This window comes from Aeromonas sp. 102P (genome assembly GCF_051920345.1).
GTDB lineage: Bacteria > Pseudomonadota > Gammaproteobacteria > Enterobacterales > Aeromonadaceae > Aeromonas > Aeromonas veronii.
Map to the genome: position 1 here is coordinate 1,197,237 of NZ_JBQBCZ010000001.1, position 22,863 is coordinate 1,220,099.

General features: G+C 57.5%; 25 protein-coding genes. 19 read left to right on the plus strand and 6 right to left on the minus strand.

Annotated features, from left to right (window positions below; all coding sequences use genetic code 11):
• From artQ to ACTG1K_RS05760, 4 genes are all read left to right on the plus strand, one after another.
• On the plus strand, positions 1–651 hold the full coding sequence (gene artQ, locus ACTG1K_RS05745) for an arginine ABC transporter permease ArtQ (protein WP_440004937.1): 651 nt from the start codon (positions 1–3) through the stop codon (positions 649–651).
• A 3-nt stretch (positions 652–654) separates the two neighbouring features.
• Complete coding sequence (gene artM, locus ACTG1K_RS05750) at positions 655–1,317, plus strand: arginine ABC transporter permease ArtM (protein ID WP_005348902.1); 663 nt, start codon at positions 655–657, stop codon at positions 1,315–1,317.
• Between the two features lie 221 nt (positions 1,318–1,538).
• Entirely contained in the window at positions 1,539–2,474 is a 936-nt protein-coding gene (mdh, locus tag ACTG1K_RS05755) for a malate dehydrogenase (RefSeq protein ID WP_005340384.1), read from the plus strand.
• A 395-nt stretch (positions 2,475–2,869) separates the two neighbouring features.
• Positions 2,870–3,454 carry a tetratricopeptide repeat protein gene (locus tag ACTG1K_RS05760; protein WP_227096605.1) on the plus strand — a complete coding sequence of 195 codons (585 nt, stop codon included), beginning with the start codon at positions 2,870–2,872 and terminating at the stop codon, positions 3,452–3,454.
• Between the two features lie 99 nt (positions 3,455–3,553).
• Here ACTG1K_RS05760 and hmpA read toward each other — a convergent pair whose 3' ends face one another.
• On the minus strand, positions 3,554–4,747 hold the full coding sequence (hmpA, locus tag ACTG1K_RS05765) for an NO-inducible flavohemoprotein (protein ID WP_227095780.1): 1,194 nt from the start codon (positions 4,745–4,747) through the stop codon (positions 3,554–3,556).
• Positions 4,748–4,858: 111 nt separating this feature from the next.
• On the opposite strand from hmpA, the gene ACTG1K_RS05770 reads away from it, so the two are divergent.
• On the plus strand, positions 4,859–5,329 hold the full coding sequence (locus ACTG1K_RS05770; protein WP_227095781.1) for an Rrf2 family transcriptional regulator: 471 nt from the start codon (positions 4,859–4,861) through the stop codon (positions 5,327–5,329).
• A gap of 40 nt (positions 5,330–5,369) precedes the next feature.
• Here the strand turns inward: ACTG1K_RS05770 and ACTG1K_RS05775 are convergent, their stop codons facing one another.
• Both ACTG1K_RS05775 and ACTG1K_RS05780 read right to left on the minus strand, forming a co-directional pair.
• Positions 5,370–6,650: an HlyC/CorC family transporter gene (locus ACTG1K_RS05775; protein ID WP_005348906.1), complete on the minus strand. Its 1,281-nt coding sequence runs from the start codon at positions 6,648–6,650 to the stop codon at positions 5,370–5,372.
• Positions 6,651–6,692: 42 nt separating this feature from the next.
• Positions 6,693–7,481, minus strand: coding sequence for a cytochrome C assembly family protein (locus tag ACTG1K_RS05780; RefSeq protein WP_005340390.1), 789 nt, complete (start codon positions 7,479–7,481; stop codon positions 6,693–6,695).
• A gap of 202 nt (positions 7,482–7,683) precedes the next feature.
• Here ACTG1K_RS05780 and ffh point away from each other — a divergent pair, with 202 nt between their 5' ends.
• The 5 genes from ffh (at position 7,684) to rplS (ending at position 11,196) form a co-directional block, all read left to right on the plus strand.
• Positions 7,684–9,060 carry a signal recognition particle protein gene (ffh, locus tag ACTG1K_RS05785; protein WP_005340391.1) on the plus strand — a complete coding sequence of 459 codons (1,377 nt, stop codon included), beginning with the start codon at positions 7,684–7,686 and terminating at the stop codon, positions 9,058–9,060.
• Between the two features lie 177 nt (positions 9,061–9,237).
• Positions 9,238–9,486 carry a 30S ribosomal protein S16 gene (rpsP, locus tag ACTG1K_RS05790; RefSeq protein ID WP_005340392.1) on the plus strand — a complete coding sequence of 83 codons (249 nt, stop codon included), beginning with the start codon at positions 9,238–9,240 and terminating at the stop codon, positions 9,484–9,486.
• Between the two features lie 24 nt (positions 9,487–9,510).
• Positions 9,511–10,032 (plus strand): ribosome maturation factor RimM, encoded by a 522-nt coding sequence (gene rimM / locus ACTG1K_RS05795; RefSeq protein WP_005340394.1) that lies wholly within the window; start codon positions 9,511–9,513, stop codon positions 10,030–10,032.
• Between the two features lie 34 nt (positions 10,033–10,066).
• A complete protein-coding gene (trmD, locus tag ACTG1K_RS05800; protein WP_005340400.1) occupies positions 10,067–10,816 on the plus strand; it encodes a tRNA (guanosine(37)-N1)-methyltransferase TrmD in 750 nt (249 codons plus the stop codon).
• A gap of 32 nt (positions 10,817–10,848) precedes the next feature.
• Positions 10,849–11,196, plus strand: a complete 348-nt coding sequence (rplS, locus tag ACTG1K_RS05805) for a 50S ribosomal protein L19 (RefSeq protein ID WP_005313505.1) — start codon at positions 10,849–10,851, stop codon at positions 11,194–11,196.
• 108 nt (positions 11,197–11,304) lie between these two features.
• Here the strand turns inward: rplS and ACTG1K_RS05810 are convergent, their stop codons facing one another.
• A complete protein-coding gene (locus ACTG1K_RS05810; protein WP_005348910.1) occupies positions 11,305–11,628 on the minus strand; it encodes an isoamylase early set domain-containing protein in 324 nt (107 codons plus the stop codon).
• A gap of 80 nt (positions 11,629–11,708) precedes the next feature.
• Positions 11,709–12,383: a DNA mismatch repair endonuclease MutH gene (gene mutH, locus ACTG1K_RS05815; RefSeq protein ID WP_227095782.1), complete on the minus strand. Its 675-nt coding sequence runs from the start codon at positions 12,381–12,383 to the stop codon at positions 11,709–11,711.
• A gap of 733 nt (positions 12,384–13,116) precedes the next feature.
• Between mutH and rppH the strand changes: the two genes are divergently transcribed.
• The 8 genes from rppH to ACTG1K_RS05855 all read left to right on the plus strand — a co-directional run bounded on the left by rppH (position 13,117) and on the right by ACTG1K_RS05855 (position 20,715).
• Complete coding sequence (gene rppH / locus ACTG1K_RS05820; protein ID WP_005357996.1) at positions 13,117–13,644, plus strand: RNA pyrophosphohydrolase; 528 nt, start codon at positions 13,117–13,119, stop codon at positions 13,642–13,644.
• Between the two features lie 14 nt (positions 13,645–13,658).
• Positions 13,659–15,938, plus strand: a complete 2,280-nt coding sequence (gene ptsP / locus ACTG1K_RS05825; RefSeq protein WP_227095783.1) for a phosphoenolpyruvate--protein phosphotransferase — start codon at positions 13,659–13,661, stop codon at positions 15,936–15,938.
• A 67-nt stretch (positions 15,939–16,005) separates the two neighbouring features.
• Positions 16,006–16,830, plus strand: coding sequence for a prolipoprotein diacylglyceryl transferase (lgt, locus tag ACTG1K_RS05830; protein ID WP_031227775.1), 825 nt, complete (start codon positions 16,006–16,008; stop codon positions 16,828–16,830).
• On the plus strand, positions 16,830–17,624 hold the full coding sequence (thyA, locus tag ACTG1K_RS05835; RefSeq protein ID WP_440004938.1) for a thymidylate synthase: 795 nt from the start codon (positions 16,830–16,832) through the stop codon (positions 17,622–17,624). Before lgt ends, thyA begins: the two co-directional genes overlap by 1 nt.
• A gap of 223 nt (positions 17,625–17,847) precedes the next feature.
• Positions 17,848–19,038, plus strand: coding sequence for a Na+/H+ antiporter NhaA (gene nhaA / locus ACTG1K_RS05840; RefSeq protein ID WP_064338810.1), 1,191 nt, complete (start codon positions 17,848–17,850; stop codon positions 19,036–19,038).
• Complete coding sequence (locus tag ACTG1K_RS05845; protein ID WP_005348920.1) at positions 19,035–19,442, plus strand: hypothetical protein; 408 nt, start codon at positions 19,035–19,037, stop codon at positions 19,440–19,442. Before nhaA ends, ACTG1K_RS05845 begins: the two co-directional genes overlap by 4 nt.
• A complete protein-coding gene (gene nhaR / locus ACTG1K_RS05850) occupies positions 19,429–20,361 on the plus strand; it encodes a transcriptional activator NhaR (RefSeq protein ID WP_005340434.1) in 933 nt (310 codons plus the stop codon). Before ACTG1K_RS05845 ends, nhaR begins: the two co-directional genes overlap by 14 nt.
• 51 nt (positions 20,362–20,412) lie before the next feature.
• Positions 20,413–20,715 (plus strand): ArsR/SmtB family transcription factor, encoded by a 303-nt coding sequence (locus tag ACTG1K_RS05855; RefSeq protein ID WP_013724128.1) that lies wholly within the window; start codon positions 20,413–20,415, stop codon positions 20,713–20,715.
• Positions 20,716–20,764: 49 nt separating this feature from the next.
• Here ACTG1K_RS05855 and rpsT read toward each other — a convergent pair whose 3' ends face one another.
• Positions 20,765–21,028, minus strand: coding sequence for a 30S ribosomal protein S20 (gene rpsT / locus ACTG1K_RS05860; protein ID WP_005308808.1), 264 nt, complete (start codon positions 21,026–21,028; stop codon positions 20,765–20,767).
• A gap of 191 nt (positions 21,029–21,219) precedes the next feature.
• Between rpsT and murJ the strand changes: the two genes are divergently transcribed.
• Positions 21,220–22,782, plus strand: a complete 1,563-nt coding sequence (gene murJ, locus ACTG1K_RS05865; RefSeq protein WP_440004939.1) for a murein biosynthesis integral membrane protein MurJ — start codon at positions 21,220–21,222, stop codon at positions 22,780–22,782.
• Positions 22,783–22,863 lie beyond the last annotated feature (81 nt).

Below are 22,863 nucleotides of genomic sequence, written 5' to 3' on the forward strand. Positions count from 1 at the left end.
ATGTTGAGCCTGTTGTTGGATGCAGCCTGGATGACCCTCGGGCTGGCCTTGGCATCACTGGTCGGGGGCATGGTATTGGCACTGGCGTTCAGTGCCGCCGAGCTCAGCAAGCAGCGTGCATTGGTGTGGCCGGTGGCCACCCTGACCACGCTGATCCGTGGCCTACCCGAGTTGCTGGTGGTGCTGTTCATCTACTTCGGCTCGACCCAGGTGTTGTTCCTCATCACTGGCGAGTATGTGGAGTTCAGCCCGTTCGCCTGTGGCGTGCTGGCGCTCTCCCTGCTGTTCGCCAGCTATGCGACCCAGACCCTGCGGGCGGCGCTCAATGCGGTGCCTTCAGGTCAACGGCTGGCGGCGCTGGCGCTGGGTTTGAGCAAGAGCCACATCTTCTTTCGCATCGTGTTGCCGCAGGCGTGGCGCCACGCCTTGCCGGGCCTCGGCAACCAGTGGCTGGTATTGCTGAAAGATACCGCGCTGGTGTCGCTTATCGGGGTCAACGAGATGATGCGTCAGGCCCAGATGGCCTCGGCCAGTACCTATGAGCCTTTCACCTGGTATGCCGCCGCCGCCCTCATCTATCTGGCCATCAGTCTGGTGAGCGAGTACGGCCTCGGGCTGGCTGCCCGCTACACCCACCGCTACGGAGGCTAACTGATGCAAGAGTATCTCGTTACGTTGCTGGGCGGTCTGGTCACCACGCTGGAGCTGACCCTGTTCAGCCTGCTGCTGGGGATTGTGCTGGCGGCCCTGATGACCTGGGTGCTGGAGTTGCGCCTGCCGGTAGCGACCCAGCTGGTGCAGCTGTGGGTGCTGCTCTTTACCGGCACGCCGCTGCTCATTCAGATCTTCCTGATTTACTACGGGCCGGGCCAGTTTGAGTGGCTGAAAGCCAGCCCGCTCTGGCCGCTGCTCAAGCAGCCCTGGTTCTGCGCCGTGCTGGCGCTGGGTCTCAACACGGCGGCCTACTCCACCCGGTTGTTCAAGGGCGCGCTCGATGCCATCCCGGCCGGTGAGGTAGAGGCGTGTCGTGCGCTTGGCTTTAACGGCCGCCAGACCTTGTGGATGAAGGTGCGTCATGCTGCCCGTCATCTGGTGCCTGCCTACTCCAACGAGGTGATCCTGGTGCTCAAGGGGAGCTCCCTCGCCAGTACCATCACCATCATGGACATCATGGGGCTGGCGCAGGGGTTGAACGCCCAGACCTACGATACCCTGGCGGTGTTCGGGGTGGCAGGCGGGCTTTATCTGGCGATGAACGGATTGTTAACAATTGGTTTTCGCTGGTGTGAAAAACGGGCGCTGGCATTCCAATCCTGAGACCTTCAAATCTACCTCTTTATGGTAAGGAGAAGTGCAGAAAAACTGTGCATCTCCTCCAACTTTTTGTATTTCCCTCCAATTTTTGCTCCCGCATGTTTCGTGGCTCACAGAACCCGTGACTGCAACTGTTATCAGATTGTTTTTTATGGGGGGATCCATTAAGGTTGGGCGCACAACAACAAACAACCTTAAACCTACGCTTAAACATGGAGTTGATCATGAAAGTTGCCGTTCTGGGTGCCGCTGGTGGCATCGGTCAAGCCCTCGCTCTGCTGTTGAAAAACCGTCTGCCGGCTGGCTCCGAGCTGAGCCTGTATGACATCGCCCCGGTTACTCCGGGTGTGGCCGTTGACCTCAGTCATATTCCTACCGACGTCGCCATCAAGGGCTTCTGCGGTGAAGATCCGACTCCTGCGCTGGTTGGGGCCGATGTGGTGCTGATCTCCGCCGGTGTGGCACGCAAGCCGGGGATGGATCGCTCCGACCTGTTCAATATCAACGCCGGTATCGTCAAGAATCTGGTCGAGAAGTGCGCGGCCACTTGCCCGAAAGCGCTGATCGGCATCATCACCAACCCGGTCAACACCACCGTTGCCATCGCCGCCGAAGTGCTGAAGAAAGCCGGTGTCTATGACAAGCGTCGCCTGTTCGGTGTCACCACTCTGGACGTGATCCGCGCCGAGACCTTCGTTGCCGCTGCCAAAGGGCTGAACATCGACAAGGTTCGCGTCAATGTGATCGGTGGTCACAGTGGCGTCACCATTCTGCCGCTGCTCTCCCAGATTGAAGGTGCCTCCTTCACTGCTGAAGAAGTGGCTGCCATGACCAAGCGCATCCAGAATGCCGGTACCGAAGTGGTTGAAGCCAAGGCCGGTGGCGGTTCTGCTACTCTCTCCATGGGTCAGGCGGCTTGCCGTTTTGGTCTCTCCCTCATCAAGGGTCTGCAGGGCGAAGCCAACGTTGTCGAGTGCGCCTACGTGGAAGGCAACGGCGAACACGCCACCTTCTTCGCGCAGCCGGTACTGCTGGGCAAGAACGGCGTCGAAACCGTACTGGATTACGGCAAGCTGAGCGCGTTCGAGCAGGAAGCGATGGAAGGCATGCTGGCTACCCTGAAAGCCGATATCCAGCTGGGTGTCGATTTCGTCAAGTAAGCGGGTCAACCCTGCCAACAAGGGAGCTTCGGCTCCCTTTTGTATTGATGAGATCCGCCCGACAGGCTAAGGGGATGGGGCTTGGTGCCGATAACAGAGTGCAGCAGGAGATCCTTATGATGAAACCCCTTACCCTACTCATTCTTGTCGGTGCATTCACCGCGCCCCTCTATGGTGCCGAAGCGGTATCGGCTGCCGTATCGAGCGATGCGCCTGCAGCAAGTGCATCGGTACCGACCACAAGCAGTGCTGCGGTGGCAACGGCGCCTGTCTCTGCTGCTACGCCAGCGCCCTCTGAGGCCGTCCCCGTCTTGCTTCCGGCCGAGCCGGTCACGCCCGTTGCCAGCAGTGGCGAGGGGGCCGCGCCGCTGCCAAAACCGGCGGAACCTGCTGCTGTGGTTGCGCCTCCCGCACCTCTGGCCGCTGGCGAGTTGCAGGCGGTGCCGCTCTATCGTCAGGACGAGCTGCTCAACTGGATTGAGCAGGGGCGCCACCTCACTCAGGTTAAACAGGATCGCTGTCAGCTGACTCAGGATATCGAAGCGCGCGCCTCGGTGATGAAGATCCCGGCCTATCAATTCCTCTGGGGGGATATGCTGGCGTGGGGTGTCTGTACCAAACCCAATGCCGAACTCGGGGTGCAATATATGTGGGAGGCGGCCAATCAGGGGTTGGCTCCGGCGCTGGAGCAGTTGGGCCGCTACTACTGGAAAGGAACTTTGGTGCAGAAGGATCTGGTGCGAGCCGAGACCCTGATGCGCGAGGCGGCCAGCCTCGGTTTTCTGCGGGCTCGCATCGAGTGGGTCGAGATGCTGTTGCAGGGGATGGGCAGTCCGCTCGATTATGAGGATGCCTATCGCTGGCTCCATGGTTCCGTCATAGGTGACAAGGCGCTGCACCAGAAGGCGGCGACTCTGCTCAGCCGTCTTGGCAACCGGATGCCGGCCAACGTGGTGGCCCGCGCCAAGGCGATGCACTGATCCAAAAAAATGACCCACAGGTCTGCACCTGTGGGTCCGGTTCCAGCCGCCGTGCCATGACAGGCCGGAACCTCCCTCTGTTATATGGCTGCCCGCGCCTTAGAGATCTTGATGGGGGCCAAAAACTTCGTAATGGAGCTGCCCCGCTGGCACCCCAGCCGCCAGCAGCTGCCGCTTGATCTCTTGCATGAAGCCGACAGGGCCACAGAAGTAGTAGTGGGCCTGCGGCGTGATGCGCTCCTTCACGGCAGTCAGATCCATGGTGCCGACCAGGTCGTAATCTTCACCCTGTACATCGCTGGCCTCCGGCTCCCGATACCAGACCCGGCTCAGCAAGTTGGGATGCTGGCGGGATTTTTGCTGAATATCCTCCCGGAAGGCGTGTACAGCGCCCTGTTCGCAGGCGTGCAGCCAGGTGATATCAGCCTGATGGCCGCTCGCCAGCAGCTGGTTGAGCATGCTCATCATCGGCGTCACGCCGACACCGGCGGATAGCAGTACGACCGGGGTCTGACTGTCAGCTTTCAGGTAGAAATCGCCGGTAGGGGGCATCACCTCGATCTTGTCACCCGCCTGCAGGTGATCGTGCAGCAGATTGGAGACCTGACCCTGCGGCTCACGCTTGACGCTGATGCGGTAATCCTGCCCGTTGGGGGCATCGGAGAGGGAGTACTGGCGGATTTCCTGATATTCCAGCTTGGGGTGAACCAGCTTGATGCTGAGGTATTGGCCCGGTTTGAAGGTCAATACCGGCTTGCCATCTTCCGGCGCCAGCAGGAAGGAGGTGATGAGGGCGCTCTCGGCCCGCTTCTCCTTGATGATGAAGGTGCGGGTTCCTTGCCAGCCGCCATCCTGGCTTGCCTTCTCCTGATAGATCTCTCGCTCGCGGCCGATGAAGATGTCTGCCAGCACGCCATACGCCTTGCCCCATGCCTCCAGCACCTCGTCGGTGACCGCACTTCCGCCCAATTCTTTGAGCGTGGCCAAGAGATGACTACCTACAATGTGATATTGTTCCGGCTGGATCAGGAATCCGGTATGTTTGTGTGCAATCCGCTCGACCGCACCGGCGAGAGCCCCCAGATTGTCGATATTCTTTGCATACGCGGCGACTGCATTGAACAGGGCCAGTGGCTGGCCGCCACTGCGTTGGTGGGCCAGGTTGAAGATATCTTTCAGCTCCGGGTTATGGCTGAACATCCGCTGATAGAAGTGCTGGGTGAGGGCAGGGCCTGCCGATTCGAGCAGCGGAATGGTGCTTTTGATGACGGCAACGGTGGTTTGATCTAGCATAGGGGCCTCGTTCTAATTGAACATATAAAATGTCATTTAATAAGTGGCATCCTAGATGTTTATTTGATTTGAATCAATACTCCACTTTTCGCATCGCGCTAATCAGGTTTTATGAGACTAACCAGTTATACAGATTTCGGATTGAGAGCCCTGCTCTATCTTGCCACCCTGCCGGAAGGGGAGTTGTCGAGCGTTGCCAAGGTATCGGCCCTGTATGGCGTTTCCCGCAACCACATGGTGAAGGTGGTCAATCAGCTGGTGAAGCTGGGCTATCTGCAATCCCAGCGGGGCAAGAATGGCGGTATTCGCATGGCTTGCGATCCCGCCACCATCAATATCGGGCTGGTGATCAGGGCGCTGGAAGGCAATCTGGACGGTATTGACTGCGGCTCGCCCGCTTGCCACATCGTCTCTGTCTGTCTGCTCAAGAGTGCGCTGAAAGAGGCGATGGATGCGTTTCTGGCGGTGATGGACAGCTATACGCTGCAAGACCTGCTGGCCAACCGTGACGAGCTACAGAGGGTGTTTGGCGAGTTGATCCCGACGCTGGTGCTGGAGCCGGATGATGAAGATGAACAGTGACGATGAGCAATAGAAAAGGGCTGCCACTGGCAGCCCTTTTTCAATCTTGCGAATCCGACTCCGCCCGGTACGATGCCGGCATAATCCGCGCCATCTTCACCATGTTGTTCTCCACATCGAGGATCTCGATAGGATAACCGGCCAGCCGGATCCCGATGTTGGGCTGGGGGATCTCCTCCAGATATTCGAGGATCAGACCGTTGAGGGTACGCGGGCCGTCGATGGGCAGGTGCCAGTTCATCTCCTTGTTCAGCTCACGAATATTGGCTGAGCCTTCGACCAGATAAGAACCATCTGACTGGGGATGGATCTCGTCGCTCGGCGCTGGCGTCATGGAGGTGGTGAAGTCGCCGACGATCTCTTCCAGAATATCGTCCAGAGTGATTAGCCCCTGAATGTCGCCGTATTCGTCGACGATCAGGCCAATTCGCTCCTTGTTGCGCTGGAATTTGGCCAGCTGCACGTTGAGCGGCGTTCCTTCCGGAATGAAGTAGATCTCGTCCACTTCCCGCAACAGGCTCGATTTGTTGAACTGATCCCTGGCTACCAGTCGCAGGGCATCGCGCGCGTGCAAAAAGCCGACAACGTCGTCGATATTGTCGCGATAGAGCAGGATCTTGGTGTGAGCGCAGTGGGCCAGCTGGCGCTGGATGCTCTTCCAGTCATCGTTGATGTCGATGGCGTAGATATCGCTGCGTGGCACCATGATGTCCTCGACCAGCATCTTGTCGAGATCCAGAATGCTCAGCAGCATCTCCTGATGACGCTGGGGGATCAGGTTACCCGCCTCATTGACGATGGTGCGCAGCTCCTCGGTGTTGAGGGAGTCATCCTTGTTGGGATTGATCTTCAGCATCTTGAGCAGGCCGCTGGTGATGCCGTTGATCAGCCAGACCAGCGGCGAGAGCGGCACCATCAGCCCTTTGAGGATCCAGGAGGCGGGATAGGCGATCTTCTCCGGAAACATGGCGGCCAGGGTCTTGGGGGTCACTTCACCGAATACCAGTACCACCAGGGTCAGCCCGAAGGTGGCGATGGCGACCCCGAGATCACCAAACAGCCGGATACAGACGATGGTGGCGATGGCGGAGGCGAGAATATTGACCAGATTGTTGCCGATCAGGATCAGTCCCAGCAGGCGATCGGGGCGGGCGAGCAGTTGCTCGACGCGACGTGCGGCTTTGTGTTTGGTCTGTGCCAGATGCCGTAGTTTGTAGCGGTTGATGGACATCAGGCCGGTTTCGGCACTGGAGAAAAAGGCGGAAAGAAGGATCAAGATAACGAGAACAATCAGTAATGTACTCGTTGAGATGCTGTCCAAAAAGGGCTCCTGTTGGATGGTATGGCTAAAAGAGTATAGGTGTCAGCTCAACAGCACTTCTTTGACGAAGCGGCTGCCAAAGTAGGCAAGAGTCAGGATGAAGCTGCCGATCAGACTGAGTGTGATGACTTTACGGCCGCGCCAGCCATAGGTGTGATGACCCCACAGCAGCAACACGTAGACACACCATGCCAGGATGGAGAGCACTGCCTTGTGAGACTTGCCCTGAGCGAACATATCTTCGAGGAAGAAGAGGCCGGAGGCGATGGAGAGTGTCAGCAGCAGCACCCCCGCAGAGATCAACTGGAACAGCCGTTTTTCCACCGTCATCAGTGGCGGCATGGCTGGCAGGTTGCTGATTTTTCGAGATTTAAGCTGCTTGTCCAGACAGGCGAGTTGCAGCGCAAACAGACAGGCGATCATCAATACCGAGTAGGCCATCAGGGCGAGGCCGATGTGCAGCAACAGCTGGGGATGGGCCTCCAGATGGGTTATGTAGCGACCTGGGATCAAGGCGCTGGCAGCCAGCAACAGGGCCGAGAAGCTGTAGACTACCGGCAGCAGGATCCAGCCGTTGAAGCGGCGGGTTACGCAAGTCATGAAGCAACTGATGATGAGGCTGACCAGCGAGGCAACGTTGAGCATGCTCAGGTTCTGGCCGTAACTCTGCAATACCTCTGAACCGAGGGCGCTGGCGTGGGCGATCAGGGCCAATCCGATACAGGCAAACAGGGAGCGCTGTCCCACCGGCTTGGCGCTCAGTAACAGATGCAGGGAGGCGATGATGGCCAGCAGATAAAACGCCAGGGCCAGAACAGAGATTACGATCATAACCAGGTCGTTGTTGCACAAGCTTTTGAGGGTAAGAGGGGCAGTATACCTTGCACGAGAAGTGCTCGCCAGTTGTGCAACGGCCGATCTGCCCATATATAGGGAGAAGGTCCCTGCTGCTGCGGTGCGGTGAATAATCGTCCTCGCGCCCGCTCTGGGTTATAATGCCCCCAATTTATTACGCCAAGAACCGGAATCCGTCATGTTTGAGAATTTGACTGAACGACTCTCGCGCACCTTGCGCAATGTCAGTGGCCGTGGTCGCCTGACCGAAGACAATATCAAGGAAACCCTGCGCGAAGTCCGCATGGCGCTGCTCGAGGCGGATGTCGCCCTGCCGGTCGTGCGGGATTTCGTCGCGCGTGTCAAAGAGCGCGCAGTCGGGCAGGAAGTGGCCAAATCCCTGAGCCCGGGCCAGGCATTCATCAAGATTGTGCACGGTGAACTGGTCACCGTAATGGGGGAGGCCAACGAACAGCTCAACCTGGCTGCCCAGCCGCCCGCCATCATCCTGATGGCCGGTCTGCAGGGGGCCGGTAAGACAACCACGGTTGGCAAACTGGCCAAGCTGCTCAAAGAGCGCAGCAAGAAGAAGGTGCTGGTGGTCAGTGCCGACGTCTATCGCCCTGCGGCGATCAAGCAGCTGGAGACCCTGGCCAGCGACATCGGCGTCGACTTCTTCCCGAGCGATGCCAGCCAGAAGCCGGTCGATATCGCCACCGCCGCTATCGATCAGGCGCGCAAGAAATTCTATGACGTGGTGATCGTCGATACCGCCGGTCGTCTGCACGTCGATAGCGAGATGATGGCCGAGATTCAGGATCTGCATGCCACCATCAAGCCGGTTGAGACCCTGTTCGTGGTCGATGCCATGACCGGTCAGGATGCCGCCAACACCGCCAAGGCGTTCAATGAAGCGCTGCCGCTCACCGGTGTCATCCTTACCAAGGCGGACGGCGATGCCCGTGGTGGTGCTGCTCTGTCGGTGCGTCACATCACCGGCAAGCCGGTCAAGTTTATCGGTATGGGTGAAAAGACCGATGCGCTGGAGCCGTTCCACCCGGATCGTCTCGCCTCCCGCATCCTCGGTATGGGCGATGTGCTCTCTCTGATCGAGGAAGTTGAGCGCAACGTCGATAAAGAGAAAGCGGCCAAGCTGGCCAGTAAGGTCAAAAGTGGCAAAGGCTTCGATCTGGAAGATTTCCGCGAGCAGCTGGCCCAGATGCGCAACATGGGCGGCATGATGGGCATGCTCGACAAGCTGCCCGGCATGTCCGGGCTGCCGGATAACGTTAAAGATCAGATGGATGACAAGCTCACTGTGCGGATGGAGGCCATCATCAGCTCCATGACGCCCAAGGAGCGCGCCCACCCCGATCTCATCAAGGGTTCCCGCAAACGCCGTATCGCCGCAGGTTCCGGCATGCAGGTGCAGGATGTGAACAAGCTGCTCAAACAGTTCACCGAGATGCAGCGCATGATGAAGAAAATGTCCGGCAAGGGCGGTATGCGCAAGATGATGAGCCAGATGAAGAACATGATGCCCCCCGGTTTCGGTGGCGGTCGCGGCCCGTTCTGATCCGGCCTGCGTGTTGATGGGGGTCTGCAGTGGCAGGCCCCTTTTCATTGCCGCTCTGCGCAAAAAATGGCTGGCTTGGTTGCAATTATTACGAATCCAAGTAGAATTACGCGGCTTATTTTAAGCTAGGGTCCGCGTGTTTGCGGGCCTTGTTCATTAGATGTTAATGAGGACGATATGGTAACCATTCGTTTACAACGTGGTGGCGCGAAAAAGCGTCCGTTCTACCAGGTAGTAGTTTCTGACAGCCGTTGCGCCCGTGACGGTCGCTTCATCGAGCGCGTTGGTTTCTTCAACCCGGTTGCTGCTGGTCAAGCTGAAAAGCTGAACCTGGACCTGGCTCGTATCGAGCATTGGGTTGCTACTGGTGCCGCTGTTTCTGACCGCGTTGCCAAGCTGATCAAAGACGCTAAAAAAGCTGCTTAATCAGCCCAACGGTAAGGAGTTAAGGTGGAAAAACCTGTAGTTCTGGGCACCCTGGGTACCGTTTATGGCATCAAGGGCTGGCTTAAAGTGAACTCCTTCACCGATGTTGCCGAAGCGATTTTCGATTACAACCCCTGGCTGATTAATCAGAACGGGGCGTGGCGTGAAATTCGGGTTTCATCCTGGAAACGTCACAACAAGGGTCTGATCTGCAAACTCGATGGTATCGATGTGCGCGAAGATGCCCTGGCATTGACCAATGTCGAGATTGGCGTACCCGCCGATCTGTTGCCTGCGTTGCCTGAAGGTGAGTTCTACTGGCGTGACCTGATTGGTTGCTCCGTGGTGACCACCAAGGGATATGACCTGGGCAAGGTGACCGAATTGATGGAAACCGGCTCCAACGATGTGTTGGTGGTTGAGGCCAATGTAAAAGATGCCTTTGGTGCAAAGGAGCGGTTGATTCCGTTCCTGGAAGAGCAGGTGATCAAGAATATTGATCTGACTGCTCGAACAATCGAAGTTGATTGGGATCCTGGTTTCTAGTTTCCCGCGCTAACACGGGTGCCGGAGGTTTCTTATGTGGATTGGGGTCATTAGCCTCTTCCCTGAAATGTTCCGAGCCATTACCGAGCACGGGGTAACGGGTCGGGCCGTCAAGAGTGGCCTGCTGCAGATTGAGTGCTGGAACCCCCGGGAGTTTACCCACGATAAACACCGTACGGTCGATGATCGTCCTTATGGTGGTGGGCCCGGCATGTTAATGATGGTTCAGCCGCTGCGTGACGCGATTCATGCAGCCAAGCAAGCGGCGGGAGACGGGGCGAAAGTCATCTATCTCTCTCCTCAGGGACGCAAGCTGACTCAAGCGGGCGTAACCGAGTTGGCGACGAATCAGAAACTGATTCTGGTAGCCGGTCGATACGAAGGTATCGATGAACGCGTGATACAAACCGAAGTCGACGAAGAGTGGTCTATCGGGGATTACGTGTTAAGTGGTGGCGAGTTGCCTGCCATGACCCTGATCGATGCGGTTTCGCGTCTGGTCCCTGGGGTTTTGGGCGATCAGGCCAGTGCCGAGCAAGACTCCTTTACGGATGGCTTGCTGGATCATCCCCACTATACTCGGCCGGAGGTGTTGGATGGATTGGCGGTGCCCGAGGCGCTGACAAGCGGCAATCACGAAGTGATTCGACGCTGGCGTCTCAAGCAGTCGCTCGGACGAACCTGGCAAAGAAGGCCGGAACTTATTAACAACCTAGCTCTGACTGACGAGCAAGAATCACTTCTTGCCGAGTATGTCCGCGAAGTGCGTGACAGCGTTAAGTAGAGTTTTCAGTTTATCCTAGGTAAGGAAAGACAATGAGCAAGATTATTCAGCAGCTTGAACAAGAGCAACTGCGTACCGACATCCCGGCTTTTGCCCAGGGCGACACTGTACGTGTTCAAGTTCGTGTTAAAGAAGGTGGTAAAGAGCGTCTGCAGGCTTTCGAAGGCATCGTTATTGCCAAGCGTAACCGCGGTCTGCACTCTGCTTTCACCGTTCGCAAGATCTCCAACGGCGAAGGTGTTGAGCGTGTATTCCAGACTCACTCTCCGCTGATCCACAGTGTAGAACTGAAGCGTCGTGGTGATGTTCGCCGCGCCAAACTGTACTACCTGCGCAACCTGTCCGGCAAAGCTGCTCGTATCAAAGAGAAGCTCAACTAATTCGATTCGAATTGGTGTCGGTATGTCGGCAAATAGCTCGACAGGTAGTGAAAAGGCTCGCCAATGGCGAGCCTTTTTTGTATCCGTCTATTGGCTATCTGGGAGCCGTTACTGGATGACCCGAACTACCGAGTTGTCTCGCCCGAAGGGGCCTGGCACATAGTCATCCGCTGCCCAGTCATTCTCGTAGAGGGTTTCCCCTGCCGGGGTGATGAGCTGGTAGCAATATTCGAAGTAACCCGGGCCGTCGGTCGGCAGATTGAGGGTGGCTTTGAACTCGCCGCTCTTCATGCGTTTCAGCTCGACCGGTTGCCACTGGGTGAACTCGCCGATCAGCATCACCTGTTCCGCTCCTGCAGCCGCCTCCTTCTCTACGGCAAAGGTCACCTTGACCTCGGGCTTGGACTTCAAAAACTGTTTGATCAGTGGCATGACGCCTCCTTGTCAGTGAGTTAAAAATGGCTCCTGTCTATTTTTATACCATCATATGACAAAGATGTTGATAAGGCAGATCAAGTCGGCAAGGCAAAATAGCGTTGCAGCAAACTGTGGGTGAAGTCGATCTTGAGATAGAAGCCGCGGGGCAGGGTCATGATCGGTTGGCCGTTGCGGCCGATGGCCCGGGTCAGAGCCTTGTTGTTGGCCGCCTTGGGGCGCAGTTGCAGCACCTGGCCGTGGCGGGCGCTGATCTGCTCCACTTCTCCCAGCACTATCATGTCCATCAGCTCCTCCCAGTCCTGACGCAGTAGTCGATCTTCCTCTTCATTCGGGCTCCACATCAGCGGCATGCCGACCCGCCGCTCGCCAACCGGGATCTCGCGACTGCCTTCCACCGGGATCCAGAGCACCCGGGAGAGCTTGTTGCGCACGTTGGACTCCTCCCAGCGCTGGCCGCTGACGCCGATCAGCGGGGCGACGCAGACGAAGGTGGTCTCCAGCGGTTTGCCTTGAGGATCAACGGGGATCGTCTTGAGTTCGATCCCCAGCTCCGGGAAGTCCTGCTCCGGCTTGCTCCCTGCGCTGGCTCCCAGTTGCAGCTCGATCAACTGACCGACCCACCCCTTGTCACGGCGCAGGTCTTTGGGCACTGCGACACCAGCCTCGGCGGCCAGCTGCGCCAGCGTGAAGCCAGCCATGGCATAGGCACGGCTCAATAACTCCTGCTCGGATTGGGGATTGCTTGGCATAGTTGGCTCCATCTTGCTCGCCATATTCTAACAGGGGAGGATCCCGAGAAGGATCGCTGTTTTTATAACCGATCCTGAGTGGATAAGAGCAAATGCAGAGAATTTGGTGGCTATCAGCTCATCATTATGATTTTAAAGGATTTTGTCTATTTTATCGAGTAGTGATCCTGGTCTGGTTTGACCTCGAAATAGTTGTCCAAGGGTTTGTGCATGATGTTACACACAGTTATCCACAGAAATCTTGGATAAGTGGATGAAAGTGGTTGGAGTCGCTGATATGTTACAAAAAATTGTGAATGCCACCCCATTTTTACAGGGTAAACGGGGTAGATATTGTGCCACTCCTGTGGATAATTTCGCCGCGGTGGATCTTTGAGCAGTTGAACTTGTTCACAATCCGGATCATGGATCTGGCTCTTGGTGGAACATGGATCTAGATCCAGTTGTTTTATCTCAAGCTTATAAAAAATAATGATTTTTTATATTTCATGTCGTGTGGTGATACGGAGGGGCACTTTTCGCGTACAGTTAAAAAGTACTGTATATACCCGTTTGCTAACAGCTTTATGCACAGCCTGGGTGGGCAACTTGGGGGCGCGGATCCTTGGATTTGTTTATAAGTATGTTTGAAATTGAAAGTTATTCATGAAACAGGGGATTCACTCCTTGTTTGCTGCCACGGGGTGAATGTGGAACAATCTCCTTATAGATTCAGCCTTTATAAGGTGATCACGTGATTGATGGCGACGGATTTCGTCCCAATGTCGGTATCGTGATCTGTAACCGTGAAGGACAAGTGTTGTGGGCTAAACGCTATGGGCAGCACTCCTGGCAGTTTCCGCAGGGGGGGGTTGATGATGGTGAAACGCCAGAGCAGGCCATGTATCGAGAGCTGTATGAGGAGATTGGCCTCAAGCCCGAAGATGTGACCATCATGGCCACCAGTCGTAACTGGCTAAAGTACCGTTTACCCAAACGTCTTGTCCGCTGGGACAGTTCACCGGTCTGTATTGGCCAAAAACAAAAATGGTTCCTGTTACAGCTGAATTCGGGCAAGGAGTCGCGGATCCAGTTCGGCTGTCATGGCCATCCCGAATTTGACGACTGGCGTTGGGTCAGCTTCTGGTACCCGGTGCGGCAGGTCGTCTCGTTCAAGCGGGAGGTTTACCGCCGGGTCATGAAAGAGTTTGCCCCGCTGGCGATGCCAGTGCCGGTAGTGCAGGTCAACAAGAAGGATGGGCGACGCAATCGCGCCCGTTAAGGAGCACAGATTAGTTGTTAACGGAACTGAGACGTATCGTCGAGAGCATGGCCGAGGCCAATACCCTCGAGCAGGCCTTACAGGCATTGGTGAGCCAGACCCGGCACGCCATGGCAGTGGACTGCTGCTCCGTCTATGTCTCGGAACCCGAGGTGCGCCGCTATCGCCTGGCGGCTACCGACGGCTTGGCCCCGTCCGCGGTCGGCAAGGTGACCCTGCCCTACGAGCAGGGCATCGTCGGTCTGGTCGGTCAGCGGGAAGAGCTGATCAACCTGGCTGATGCCCCCGCGCATCCCAGCTTCAAATTCCTGCCCGATGTTGCCGAAGAGGCGTTCCGCTCCTTCCTCGGTGCCCCCATCATGCATCAGCGTCAGGTGGTCGGCATTCTGGTGGTGCAGCAGAAGGAGAGTCGCCGCTTCGATGAGGGGGAAGAGTCCTTCATGGTCACCCTGGCGGCCCAGCTGGCGGCGCGGATCGCCCAGGCTCAGGCCAAGGGGTGGTTGCAGAAGACCGACTGGAGCAAGCCGCTGCGCGGTATCGCCGGTGCCTGCGGCATCGCCATGGCCAAAGCCTGGGTGTGGCGGCCCCGCAAGGCGCTCTCGTCCATTACCCCGCGCAAGGATGAAGACCATGCCAGCCAGCTGGCGCGGCTGGAGCTGGCGGTTGAGGAAGTGCGTCACGACTTGGAGAGTTTGGCGCTGCGTTTTCGCGAGAGCTACAGCCAGGATTCGGTGGCGATTTTCGATATCTACCTCCATCTGCTGAACGATCCAGGCTATATCAAGCCCATTCGCAACAAGGTGAGCAAGGAGCACTGGACTGCAGTATCTGCGGTCAAGCTGATCAGCGATCGCTTGATCGAGCAGTTCAAGGGGATGAAGGATCCCTACCTGCAGGAGCGCTCCACCGACGTGAAGGATATTGCCCAGCGGCTGATCAGCCGACTGGTGCAGAATGAACCGGAACATATCTCCATCGGTGAGCCGGTGGTGCTGGTTGCCGATGAGGTGACCGCCACCATTCTGGCAGAAGTACCTCGCGAGTATCTGACCGGGGTGGTATCGCTCAAGGGGGGGACCAACTCCCACGCGGCTATTCTGGCCCGTGCCATGGGGGTTGCCGCCATCATGGGGGTGGATCTGCCTCTTGGCGACATTGGCGGTCGCATGCTGGTCGTCGATGGCTACAGCGGCGATCTCTTCATCGAGCCCAATCAGGTGATCCTGACCGAGTATCGTCAGCTGCTGAGCGAAGAGCGGGCGCTCGATACCCTGGTGCGCAGCGTCGACAACCTGCCATCCGAGACGGCCGACGGCACCAAGGTCTCCCTGTTGCTCAACGCCGGTCTCAGCGCCGATACCGAGATCTCCCTCAACCAGCTGGCGGACGGGGTCGGGCTCTATCGCACCGAGATCCCCTTTATGCTGCAGGAGAGCTTCCCCTCCGAGTGGGAGCAGACTGCCCGCTATCGCGGCATTCTGGAGACCTACCGCAACCGGCCGGTCTGCATGCGGACGCTGGATGTGGGCGGCGACAAGCCGTTACCCTATTTCCCCATCGTCGAGGAAAATCCCTTCCTTGGCTGGCGGGGGATTCGGATCACCCTGGATCACCCCGAACTGTTTCTGGTGCAGCTCAAGGCGATGCTGAGGGCCAGTGAAGGGCTGGACAATCTGGCCATCATGCTGCCGATGATCAGCAGCGTCAGCGAAATCAAAGCCTCCCGTCGTCTGCTGGATCAGGCATGGCGGGAAGTGTCGGAAGAGGCGGCGAGCCGCGATGCAGTGATCCGCTACCCCAGCCTCGGGGTGATGATCGAGGTGCCCTCAGCCCTCTTTATTTTGCCGGAGATGGCGCCGCTCATCGATTTCTGGTCGGTGGGCAGTAACGACCTGACCCAGTACCTGTTGGCGGTGGATCGCAACAACTCTCGGGTTGCCAACATCTACGATGCCTTCCATCCTGCGGTGATCCGCGCCCTGCAACAGCTGGTTGATGCCTCCCATCGCTACCAGAAGCCGGTGTCGGTGTGTGGCGAGCTGGCCGGTGATCCGGTCGGCGTACTGTTGCTGCTTGCTATGGGTTATCGCCGCTTCAGTATGAATACCCACAACATCGCCCGGATCAAGTACGTGCTGCGTCAATCCACCCTGAGCGAGTTGACCGAACTGATGGCCGATGGCCTCAAACATGACAACCCCCACGTACTGCGCGGCCTGTTTGCCCGCTATCTGGAGGAGCATGGTTTGGGCGGTTTGCTGCGAGCCGGTCATAAATCGAAACAGAGTGATTGATAATCATGCCTTGTCCCTGCTGACGAATGATCGGAAAATGCGGCTTTTATTTTGACTGGGGCCGCATATGCAGCACGATGGATATTGGGTTTTCTCGCAGATTGATCCCGTAGCATTCAGTTTGGGACCACTATCGGTACGCTGGTATGGTCTCATGTACCTGTTCGGTTTCGCGTTTGCCATGTGGCTTGCTGGCCGTCGCGCCGATGCGCCGAACAGCGGCTGGACCCGCAACGAGGTGTCGGACCTGCTGTTTTACGGCTTCCTCGGGGTGATCCTCGGTGGCCGTGTCGGTTACGTGCTGTTCTACAACTTCGATCTCTTCCTCGCGGATCCCACCTACCTGTTCAAGATCTGGACCGGCGGCATGTCGTTCCACGGTGGCCTGATCGGGGTGATCACCGCGATGATCTGGTTTGCCCACAAGACCAAGCGCCACTTCTTCACCGTGGCCGACTTTGTGGCACCGCTCATTCCGTTTGGTCTCGGCGTTGGCCGGATCGGCAACTTCCTCAACGGCGAGCTGTGGGGCCGGGTCACCGATGTGCCCTGGGCCATCATCTTCCCGGAGGCCGGCCCCGAGCCGCGTCATCCCTCCCAGCTTTACCAGTTCGCACTGGAAGGGGTGGTGCTGTTCATCATCCTCAACCTGTTCTGGCGCAAGAATCCGCCGCGCGGCGCCATCTCCGGCATGTTCCTGCTGTTCTACGGCCTGTTCCGCTTCCTGGTGGAGTTTGTGCGCCAGCCGGACAGCCAGCTCGGTCTCTACTTCCAGGAGATCAGCATGGGCCAGATCCTCTCCACCCCGATGATTATCGCCGGTGCCCTGATGATTTGGGCCGCCTACAAGCGTCCGCAGTTGTTTGGTAATGCCGTGAAGGAGGCGAAATAATGCGAGCTTATCTCGACCTGATGCAGAAAATCCTCGATGAGGGGACCGTCAAGTCAGACCGTACCGGCACCGGTACTGTCTCCCTGTTCGGCCATCAGATGCGCTTCAATCTGGCGGAAGGTTTCCCGCTGGTGACCACCAAGAAGTGCCACCTGCGCTCCATCATTCACGAGCTGCTCTGGTTCCTCAATGGCGATACCAATACCGCCTATCTGAAGGAAAACGGCGTCAGCATCTGGGATGAGTGGGCCGACGAGAATGGCGATCTGGGGCCGGTTTACGGTGCTCAGTGGCGCTCCTGGCCTGCGGCTGACGGGTCTGTCATCGACCAGATCCAGAAGGCGGTGGATGACATCAAGCACAACCCGGATTCGCGCCGCATCATCGTCTCCGCCTGGAACGTGGGCGAGCTGGACAAGATGGCGCTGGCTCCCTGCCACGCCTTCTTCCAGTTCTATGTGGCGGACGGCAAGCTCTCCTGCCAGCTCTACCAGCGCAGTTGTGATGTGTTCCTCGGCCTGCCGTTCAACATCGCCAGCTACGCCCTGCTGACCCATATGATGGCCCAGCAGTGCGATCTGGAAGTGGGTGACTTCGTCTGGACTGGCGGTGATGTGCATCTCTACTCCAACCATATGGAGCAGACAGCTATGCAGCTCTCCCGCGAGCCGCGCCCGCTGCCGACCCTGGTGATCAAGCGCAAACCTGACTCCATCTTCGACTACAAGTTCGAGGATTTCGAGATCGAGGGTTATGACCCCCATCCCGGCATCAAGGCGCCCGTCGCCATCTGATAGCAAGGCGCCTCAGGGCGCCTTTTTTATGCAGTTAAATAATTGAAAATTCATTTTATTGATTAATAAGACGGTAGCCAGAGACGAGGAAAAACCTGCTCATAGCAGGTATGTTCTATTTTGCCTTCGGTTTTTTCGTTGTATTGAGCAGCAAGAAACGATTTTCCATTGGTTGTTGCAAGGGATAGACTCAAACCAAAGCAATACGGTGGAAAATTTAACCATGAGTGACGTAATCAAAAAGTTCCTGAAGCTGGAGGCCGCCTCCGGAATTATTCTGATCATGGCTGCCATGCTGGCAATGATTTTAGCCAATACCGCGCTGGCTGGCGGGTATCAGGCGTTTCTCGACACGCCGGTGCAGGTGCGCATCGCGGCTCTCGACATCAACAAGCCGCTGCTGCTCTGGATCAACGATGGCTTTATGGCGATCTTCTTCCTGCTGGTTGGCCTGGAAGTGAAGCGTGAAATGCTGGAGGGGGCGCTCTCCTCTCGGGTGCAAGCGACTTTTCCGGCCATCGCGGCGGTGGGCGGCATGCTGGCTCCGGCATTGATCTATGCCTTTTTCAACTACTCGGACGAAGTGGCGCGCGCTGGCTGGGCGATCCCGGCTGCGACCGACATCGCCTTTGCCCTCGGGGTGATGGCGCTGCTTGGCAAGCGGGTGCCGGTGAGCCTCAAGGTATTCCTGCTGGCGTTGGCCATCATGGATGACCTCGGCGTCATCATCATCATCGCGCTCTTCTATACCCAGCAGCTGTCGCTGGAAGCGCTGGCCATCGGTATTCTGGCAACCCTCACTCTGCTTTGGATGAATCGTCGTGGTGAGGACAGGATCAGCCTCTACATGCTGGTTGGTCTGGTGCTCTGGGTTGCGGTGCTCAAGTCGGGCGTTCATGCGACCCTGGCGGGTGTAGTGGTGGGCTTTATGGTTCCGCTTAACGGCAAGCGTTACGCCTCGCCGCTCAAGTATCTGGAGCATCAACTGCACCCCTGGAGTGCCTATCTGATCCTGCCGCTGTTTGCCTTTGCCAACGCAGGGGTATCGCTGGAAGGGATTGGTCTCTCCTCCCTGCTGAGTCCGGTACCTATGGGGATCATGCTGGGGCTGTTTATCGGCAAGCCGCTCGGGGTGTTCACCATCAGCTGGCTGTCGGTCAAGCTGGGCATCGCCCAGTTGCCGCCCGGGGTCAACTTCAAGCAGATTTTTGCGGTCAGCATCCTCTGTGGCATCGGGTTCACCATGTCGATGTTTATCGCGTCTCTCGCCTTCGAGCACGGTGGGCTGGATTACGGCAGCTACTCTCGCCTCGGGATCCTGGTGGGCTCCACCATGGCGGCGGTAGTCGGCTATCTGGCCTTGCGCATGGCCCTTCCCAAGGGTGAAGGGGAACAGAGTACGGAGGGACTATGAAGCTGCATACAGGGTTGTTGATGCTGTTGTTGAGCCCCGCGGCATGGGCCGGCGGGCTGGAGGATTGCAAGCAGGACGCCACTTCGGCGAACTGCTCTGCCTATCTTAACGGGGTGGTAGATAGCGCCCTGCTGCTGGGGGACAAGCAGGCCAAGGCGCGCTTTGGCGAGACCTTCTCCGAGCGGGCGCTGAGCAGCCGGGCTGGCGAGATGGTCAAGCGCTCCAACAAGCGTTATTGCGCTGACCGGATGCCGGACAAGGCACGCCTCAAGGCCAGTCTGATGGAGCAGTTTGGCGCGAACAAGGTTGACTCGGTTAGCGACATGTATGACATTCTGGCGGTTGAACTCAGCTGCTACCGGAGTCCGCGTCAAGCGGGAACCCCATCGGATGTCACACCTTAACTACAACCACCTCTACTATTTCTGGATGACTCAGAAGAAGGGCTCCGTTACCCAGGCAGCGGAAGCCCTTTTTTTGACCCCGCAAACCGTCACCGGCCAGATCAAGCTGCTGGAGCAGCGCCTCGGTGGCAAGCTGCTCAAACGCAAGGGGCGCTCCCTTGAGGCGACCGAGCTGGGTCAACTGGTGTTTCGCTATGCCGACAAGATGTTCAGCCTCTCCTACGAGATGCTCGATATCGTCAACTACCGCAAGGAGAGCCAGATCCTGTTCGACGTCGGCATCGCCGATGCCCTCTCCAAGCGCCTTGCAAGCCGCGTGCTGCTCTCCGTCATCCCCAATGATGGTTCCATCCATCTGCGCTGTTTTGAATCAACCCACGAACTGCTGCTGGAGCAGCTGAGCGAGCACAAGCTCGATATGATCCTCTCCGACTGTCCGGTGGACTCCAGCCAACATGCGGGGCTGCTCTCCAAACGGCTGGGCGGCTGTGGCGTCAGCTTCTTCTGCAAGGCGCCGCTGCCTGAAAAGCCCTTTCCTGCCTGTCTGGAAGAGCGCAAGCTGCTGATCCCCGGTCGCCGTACCGCCATGGGGCGTCAGCTGACTCAGTGGTTCGAGCAGCAGGGTGTCTCCCCCAGCATTCTTGGCGAGTTTGATGATGCCGCCTTGATGAAGGCGTTTGGCTTCTTCAATCAGGGGATTTTCATGGCCCCCACCATCTATCGGGAGGAGATCCTCGAGGGGGAGGGGGTGATGCTGATCGGGGAAACTCAGGATCTGATGGAGGAGTATTACGTCATCTTCGCCGAGCGGATGATCCAGCATCCGGCGGTGAAGCGGGTCTGCGAGAGCGATTTTACCTTTCTCTTTTCCGGGCAGGAGAACTTCTCCGCCATCCAGCCGGCCACCCTGTCGTTTTAAAACGACCCGTCACCACGTATCATCGGCGATCAGTGGTAGAGGAGAGATGTGATGCAACTTGAAGAGATGGAAGCCAATGCGAGTAAAGCGGTGGCCTTGCTCAAGGCGCTGGCCAACGAGCGGCGGCTGTTTATTCTGTGCCAGTTGCTGGAGCGCGAACTGTCAGTGGGGGAGCTCAACGAGCGGTTGGGATTGAGTCAGTCGGCCTTGTCACAGCATCTTGCGCTGCTGCGGCGGGATGAGCTGGTGACGACGCGCAAAGAGGCCCAGACGGTCTACTATTCGCTGCGCAGCCATGAGGTGCGTGAAATGATCAGTTTGCTGCATCGACTTTATTGCAGCGCAGATAAATAAAAAACCGGCACTAAGGCCGGTTTTTTCAGCTTTGATCAGCAGAAGCTGATTAAGCCATAGCTTTGATCTGGGCAGACAGGCGGCTCTTGTGACGAGCAGCTTTGTTCTTGTGGATCAGGCCTTTGGTCGCCATACGATCCATGATCGGCTGAGCAACAGCGAAAGCGGCAGTCGCAGCAGCTTTGTCGCCAGAGGCGATAGCAGCAATGACTTTCTTCAGGTAGGTACGGGTCATGGAACGACGGCTGGCGTTGTGCTGACGGCGTTTTTCTGACTGAAGAGCGCGCTTCTTAGCAGATTTGATGTTAGCCAAGGTAAAACTCCTAAAACTGTCTTAGCGAGTGTATTGAAAAGGCCCGGAAATATGCCCTTCCAACCACATATTGTCAAATGATTTGTGCAAATAAACACCGCCTCCCGGTGGTGTGTCAGTAGGGAGACGGTTAAACTGTCGGCCGATTCTAGCAGCATTCTTTTCATTCTGACAGTTCCAGAGGCCTCGTCTTGAGTAAGAAATTGATCAAATCCGGTATGATAGTGTCCGGAATGACGCTGGCATCCCGCGTAATGGGCTTGGTTCGCGATGTGGTCATCGCAAATCTGCTTGGTGCCGGGGTGGCCGCCGACGTCTTCTTTTTTGCCAATCGCATTCCCAACTTTCTGCGTCGCCTGTTCGCCGAAGGTGCCTTCAACCAGGCCTTTGTTCCCGTGATGACGGAGTACAAGAAAAATGGCGACGAGGGGGAAGTGCGTGAATTGCTGGCTGCGGTGGCGGGTACGTTGGGGGGCATAGTGACTGTGGTCACCCTGCTCGGTGTGCTGGGGTCGGGTGTGCTGACCGCGCTGTTTGGCTGGGGCTGGTTCTGGGACTGGCTGCATGACGGCCCTGCGGCCGAGAAGTTCGAGCTCGCCAGTCTGATGCTCAAAATCACCTTCCCTTACCTCTGGTTCATCACCTTTACCGCCATGGCGGGGGCTATCCTCAACACCTTCGGCCGCTTTGCGGTCTCGTCGTTTACGCCGGTGTTTCTCAACATCACCATGATTGCGGCGGCCTGGTGGATTGCGCCACTGATGGACAAACCTGAGATCTCGCTGGCGATTGGTGTCTTTTTGGGCGGTTTGGTGCAGTTTTTGTTCCAATACCCCTTTTTGCGCCAAATCAACATGCTGGTATGGCCCAAGTGGGGATGGAATCACCCTGGGGTAGTGAAGATCCGCACACTGATGATCCCGGCCCTGTTCGGGGTCTCGGTCAGCCAGATCAACCTGCTGGTCAACACCATGCTGGCTTCCTTCCTGGCGACTGGTGCCATCAGCTATCTCTACTACTCGGATCGCCTGCTGGAGTTCCCCCTCGGGCTGTTTGCGGTGGCCATCAGTACCGTGATCCTGCCAGCGCTGGCCAAGAAGCATGTGGATGCCGATCCGGCGGACTTCTCCCGCACTATGGATTGGGGGGTGCGGATGGTGATGCTGCTCGGCCTGCCCGCCATGATAGGCATTGCGGTCATGCGCGAGCCCATTTTGCGAGTGCTGTTCATGCGCGGCGAATTTGGCCTGCATGAAGTGAGCATGTCGAGCGCCAGCCTGCTGGCCTCCACTACCGGTCTGCTCTCCCTGATGCTGATCAAGGTGCTGGCCCCCGGTTATTACGCCCGTCAGGATACCAAGACTCCGGTGCGGATCGGGGTGATGTCGATGATTGCCAACATGGCTTGCAACCTCATCTTCATCTACCCGCTCGGTTACGTGGGGCTGGCGCTCTCGACTGCCTGCTCGGGCACTCTGAATGCGGCTTTGCTGTTCAAGGGGTTGTACCAGCAGAGCGTCTATCGTCCCTCCCGCCATACTGGCGTGTTCTGCCTCAAGCTGCTGGTCGCCAGCGTGCTGATGGGGGGCGTGCTCGCCTATCTGTCGCCAGATTTGGCCCAGTGGGGCGCATGGAGCATGGGCAAGGCCAGTTTGCAACTGACCATGCTGTTGTCGCTGGGGGCTGCGGTCTATGCCGTGGTGTTGCTGCTGTTGGGCATTCGGCCGCGTCACCTTAAATCGGGGCAGCAGTAGCCGTGATCCTGCGGCGTCATGGGGATAGTGTCTCATGGCGCCGCCAAGGGGCGGGATTGGGCCCGGATAGTTGAAATCAGG

Coding starts and splice junctions, on each gene's coding strand:
- ACTG1K_RS05855 (WP_013724128.1), top strand. CDS start 20,413: ATGCAACTTGAAGAGATGGAAGCCAATGCGAGTAAAGCGGTGGCCTTG.
- nhaR (WP_005340434.1), top strand. CDS start 19,429: ATGTCACACCTTAACTACAACCACCTCTACTATTTCTGGATGACTCAG.
- ffh (WP_005340391.1), top strand. CDS start 7,684: ATGTTTGAGAATTTGACTGAACGACTCTCGCGCACCTTGCGCAATGTC.
- ACTG1K_RS05780 (WP_005340390.1), bottom strand. CDS start 7,481: ATGATCGTAATCTCTGTTCTGGCCCTGGCGTTTTATCTGCTGGCCATC.
- rpsP (WP_005340392.1), top strand. CDS start 9,238: ATGGTAACCATTCGTTTACAACGTGGTGGCGCGAAAAAGCGTCCGTTC.
- hmpA (WP_227095780.1), bottom strand. CDS start 4,747: ATGCTAGATCAAACCACCGTTGCCGTCATCAAAAGCACCATTCCGCTG.
- ACTG1K_RS05770 (WP_227095781.1), top strand. CDS start 4,859: ATGAGACTAACCAGTTATACAGATTTCGGATTGAGAGCCCTGCTCTAT.
- nhaA (WP_064338810.1), top strand. CDS start 17,848: ATGAGTGACGTAATCAAAAAGTTCCTGAAGCTGGAGGCCGCCTCCGGA.
- ACTG1K_RS05845 (WP_005348920.1), top strand. CDS start 19,035: ATGAAGCTGCATACAGGGTTGTTGATGCTGTTGTTGAGCCCCGCGGCA.
- mdh (WP_005340384.1), top strand. CDS start 1,539: ATGAAAGTTGCCGTTCTGGGTGCCGCTGGTGGCATCGGTCAAGCCCTC.
- thyA (WP_440004938.1), top strand. CDS start 16,830: ATGCGAGCTTATCTCGACCTGATGCAGAAAATCCTCGATGAGGGGACC.
- rplS (WP_005313505.1), top strand. CDS start 10,849: ATGAGCAAGATTATTCAGCAGCTTGAACAAGAGCAACTGCGTACCGAC.
- lgt (WP_031227775.1), top strand. CDS start 16,006: ATGCAGCACGATGGATATTGGGTTTTCTCGCAGATTGATCCCGTAGCA.
- artQ (WP_440004937.1), top strand. CDS start 1: ATGTTGAGCCTGTTGTTGGATGCAGCCTGGATGACCCTCGGGCTGGCC.
- mutH (WP_227095782.1), bottom strand. CDS start 12,383: ATGCCAAGCAATCCCCAATCCGAGCAGGAGTTATTGAGCCGTGCCTAT.
- artM (WP_005348902.1), top strand. CDS start 655: ATGCAAGAGTATCTCGTTACGTTGCTGGGCGGTCTGGTCACCACGCTG.
- ACTG1K_RS05810 (WP_005348910.1), bottom strand. CDS start 11,628: ATGCCACTGATCAAACAGTTTTTGAAGTCCAAGCCCGAGGTCAAGGTG.
- trmD (WP_005340400.1), top strand. CDS start 10,067: ATGTGGATTGGGGTCATTAGCCTCTTCCCTGAAATGTTCCGAGCCATT.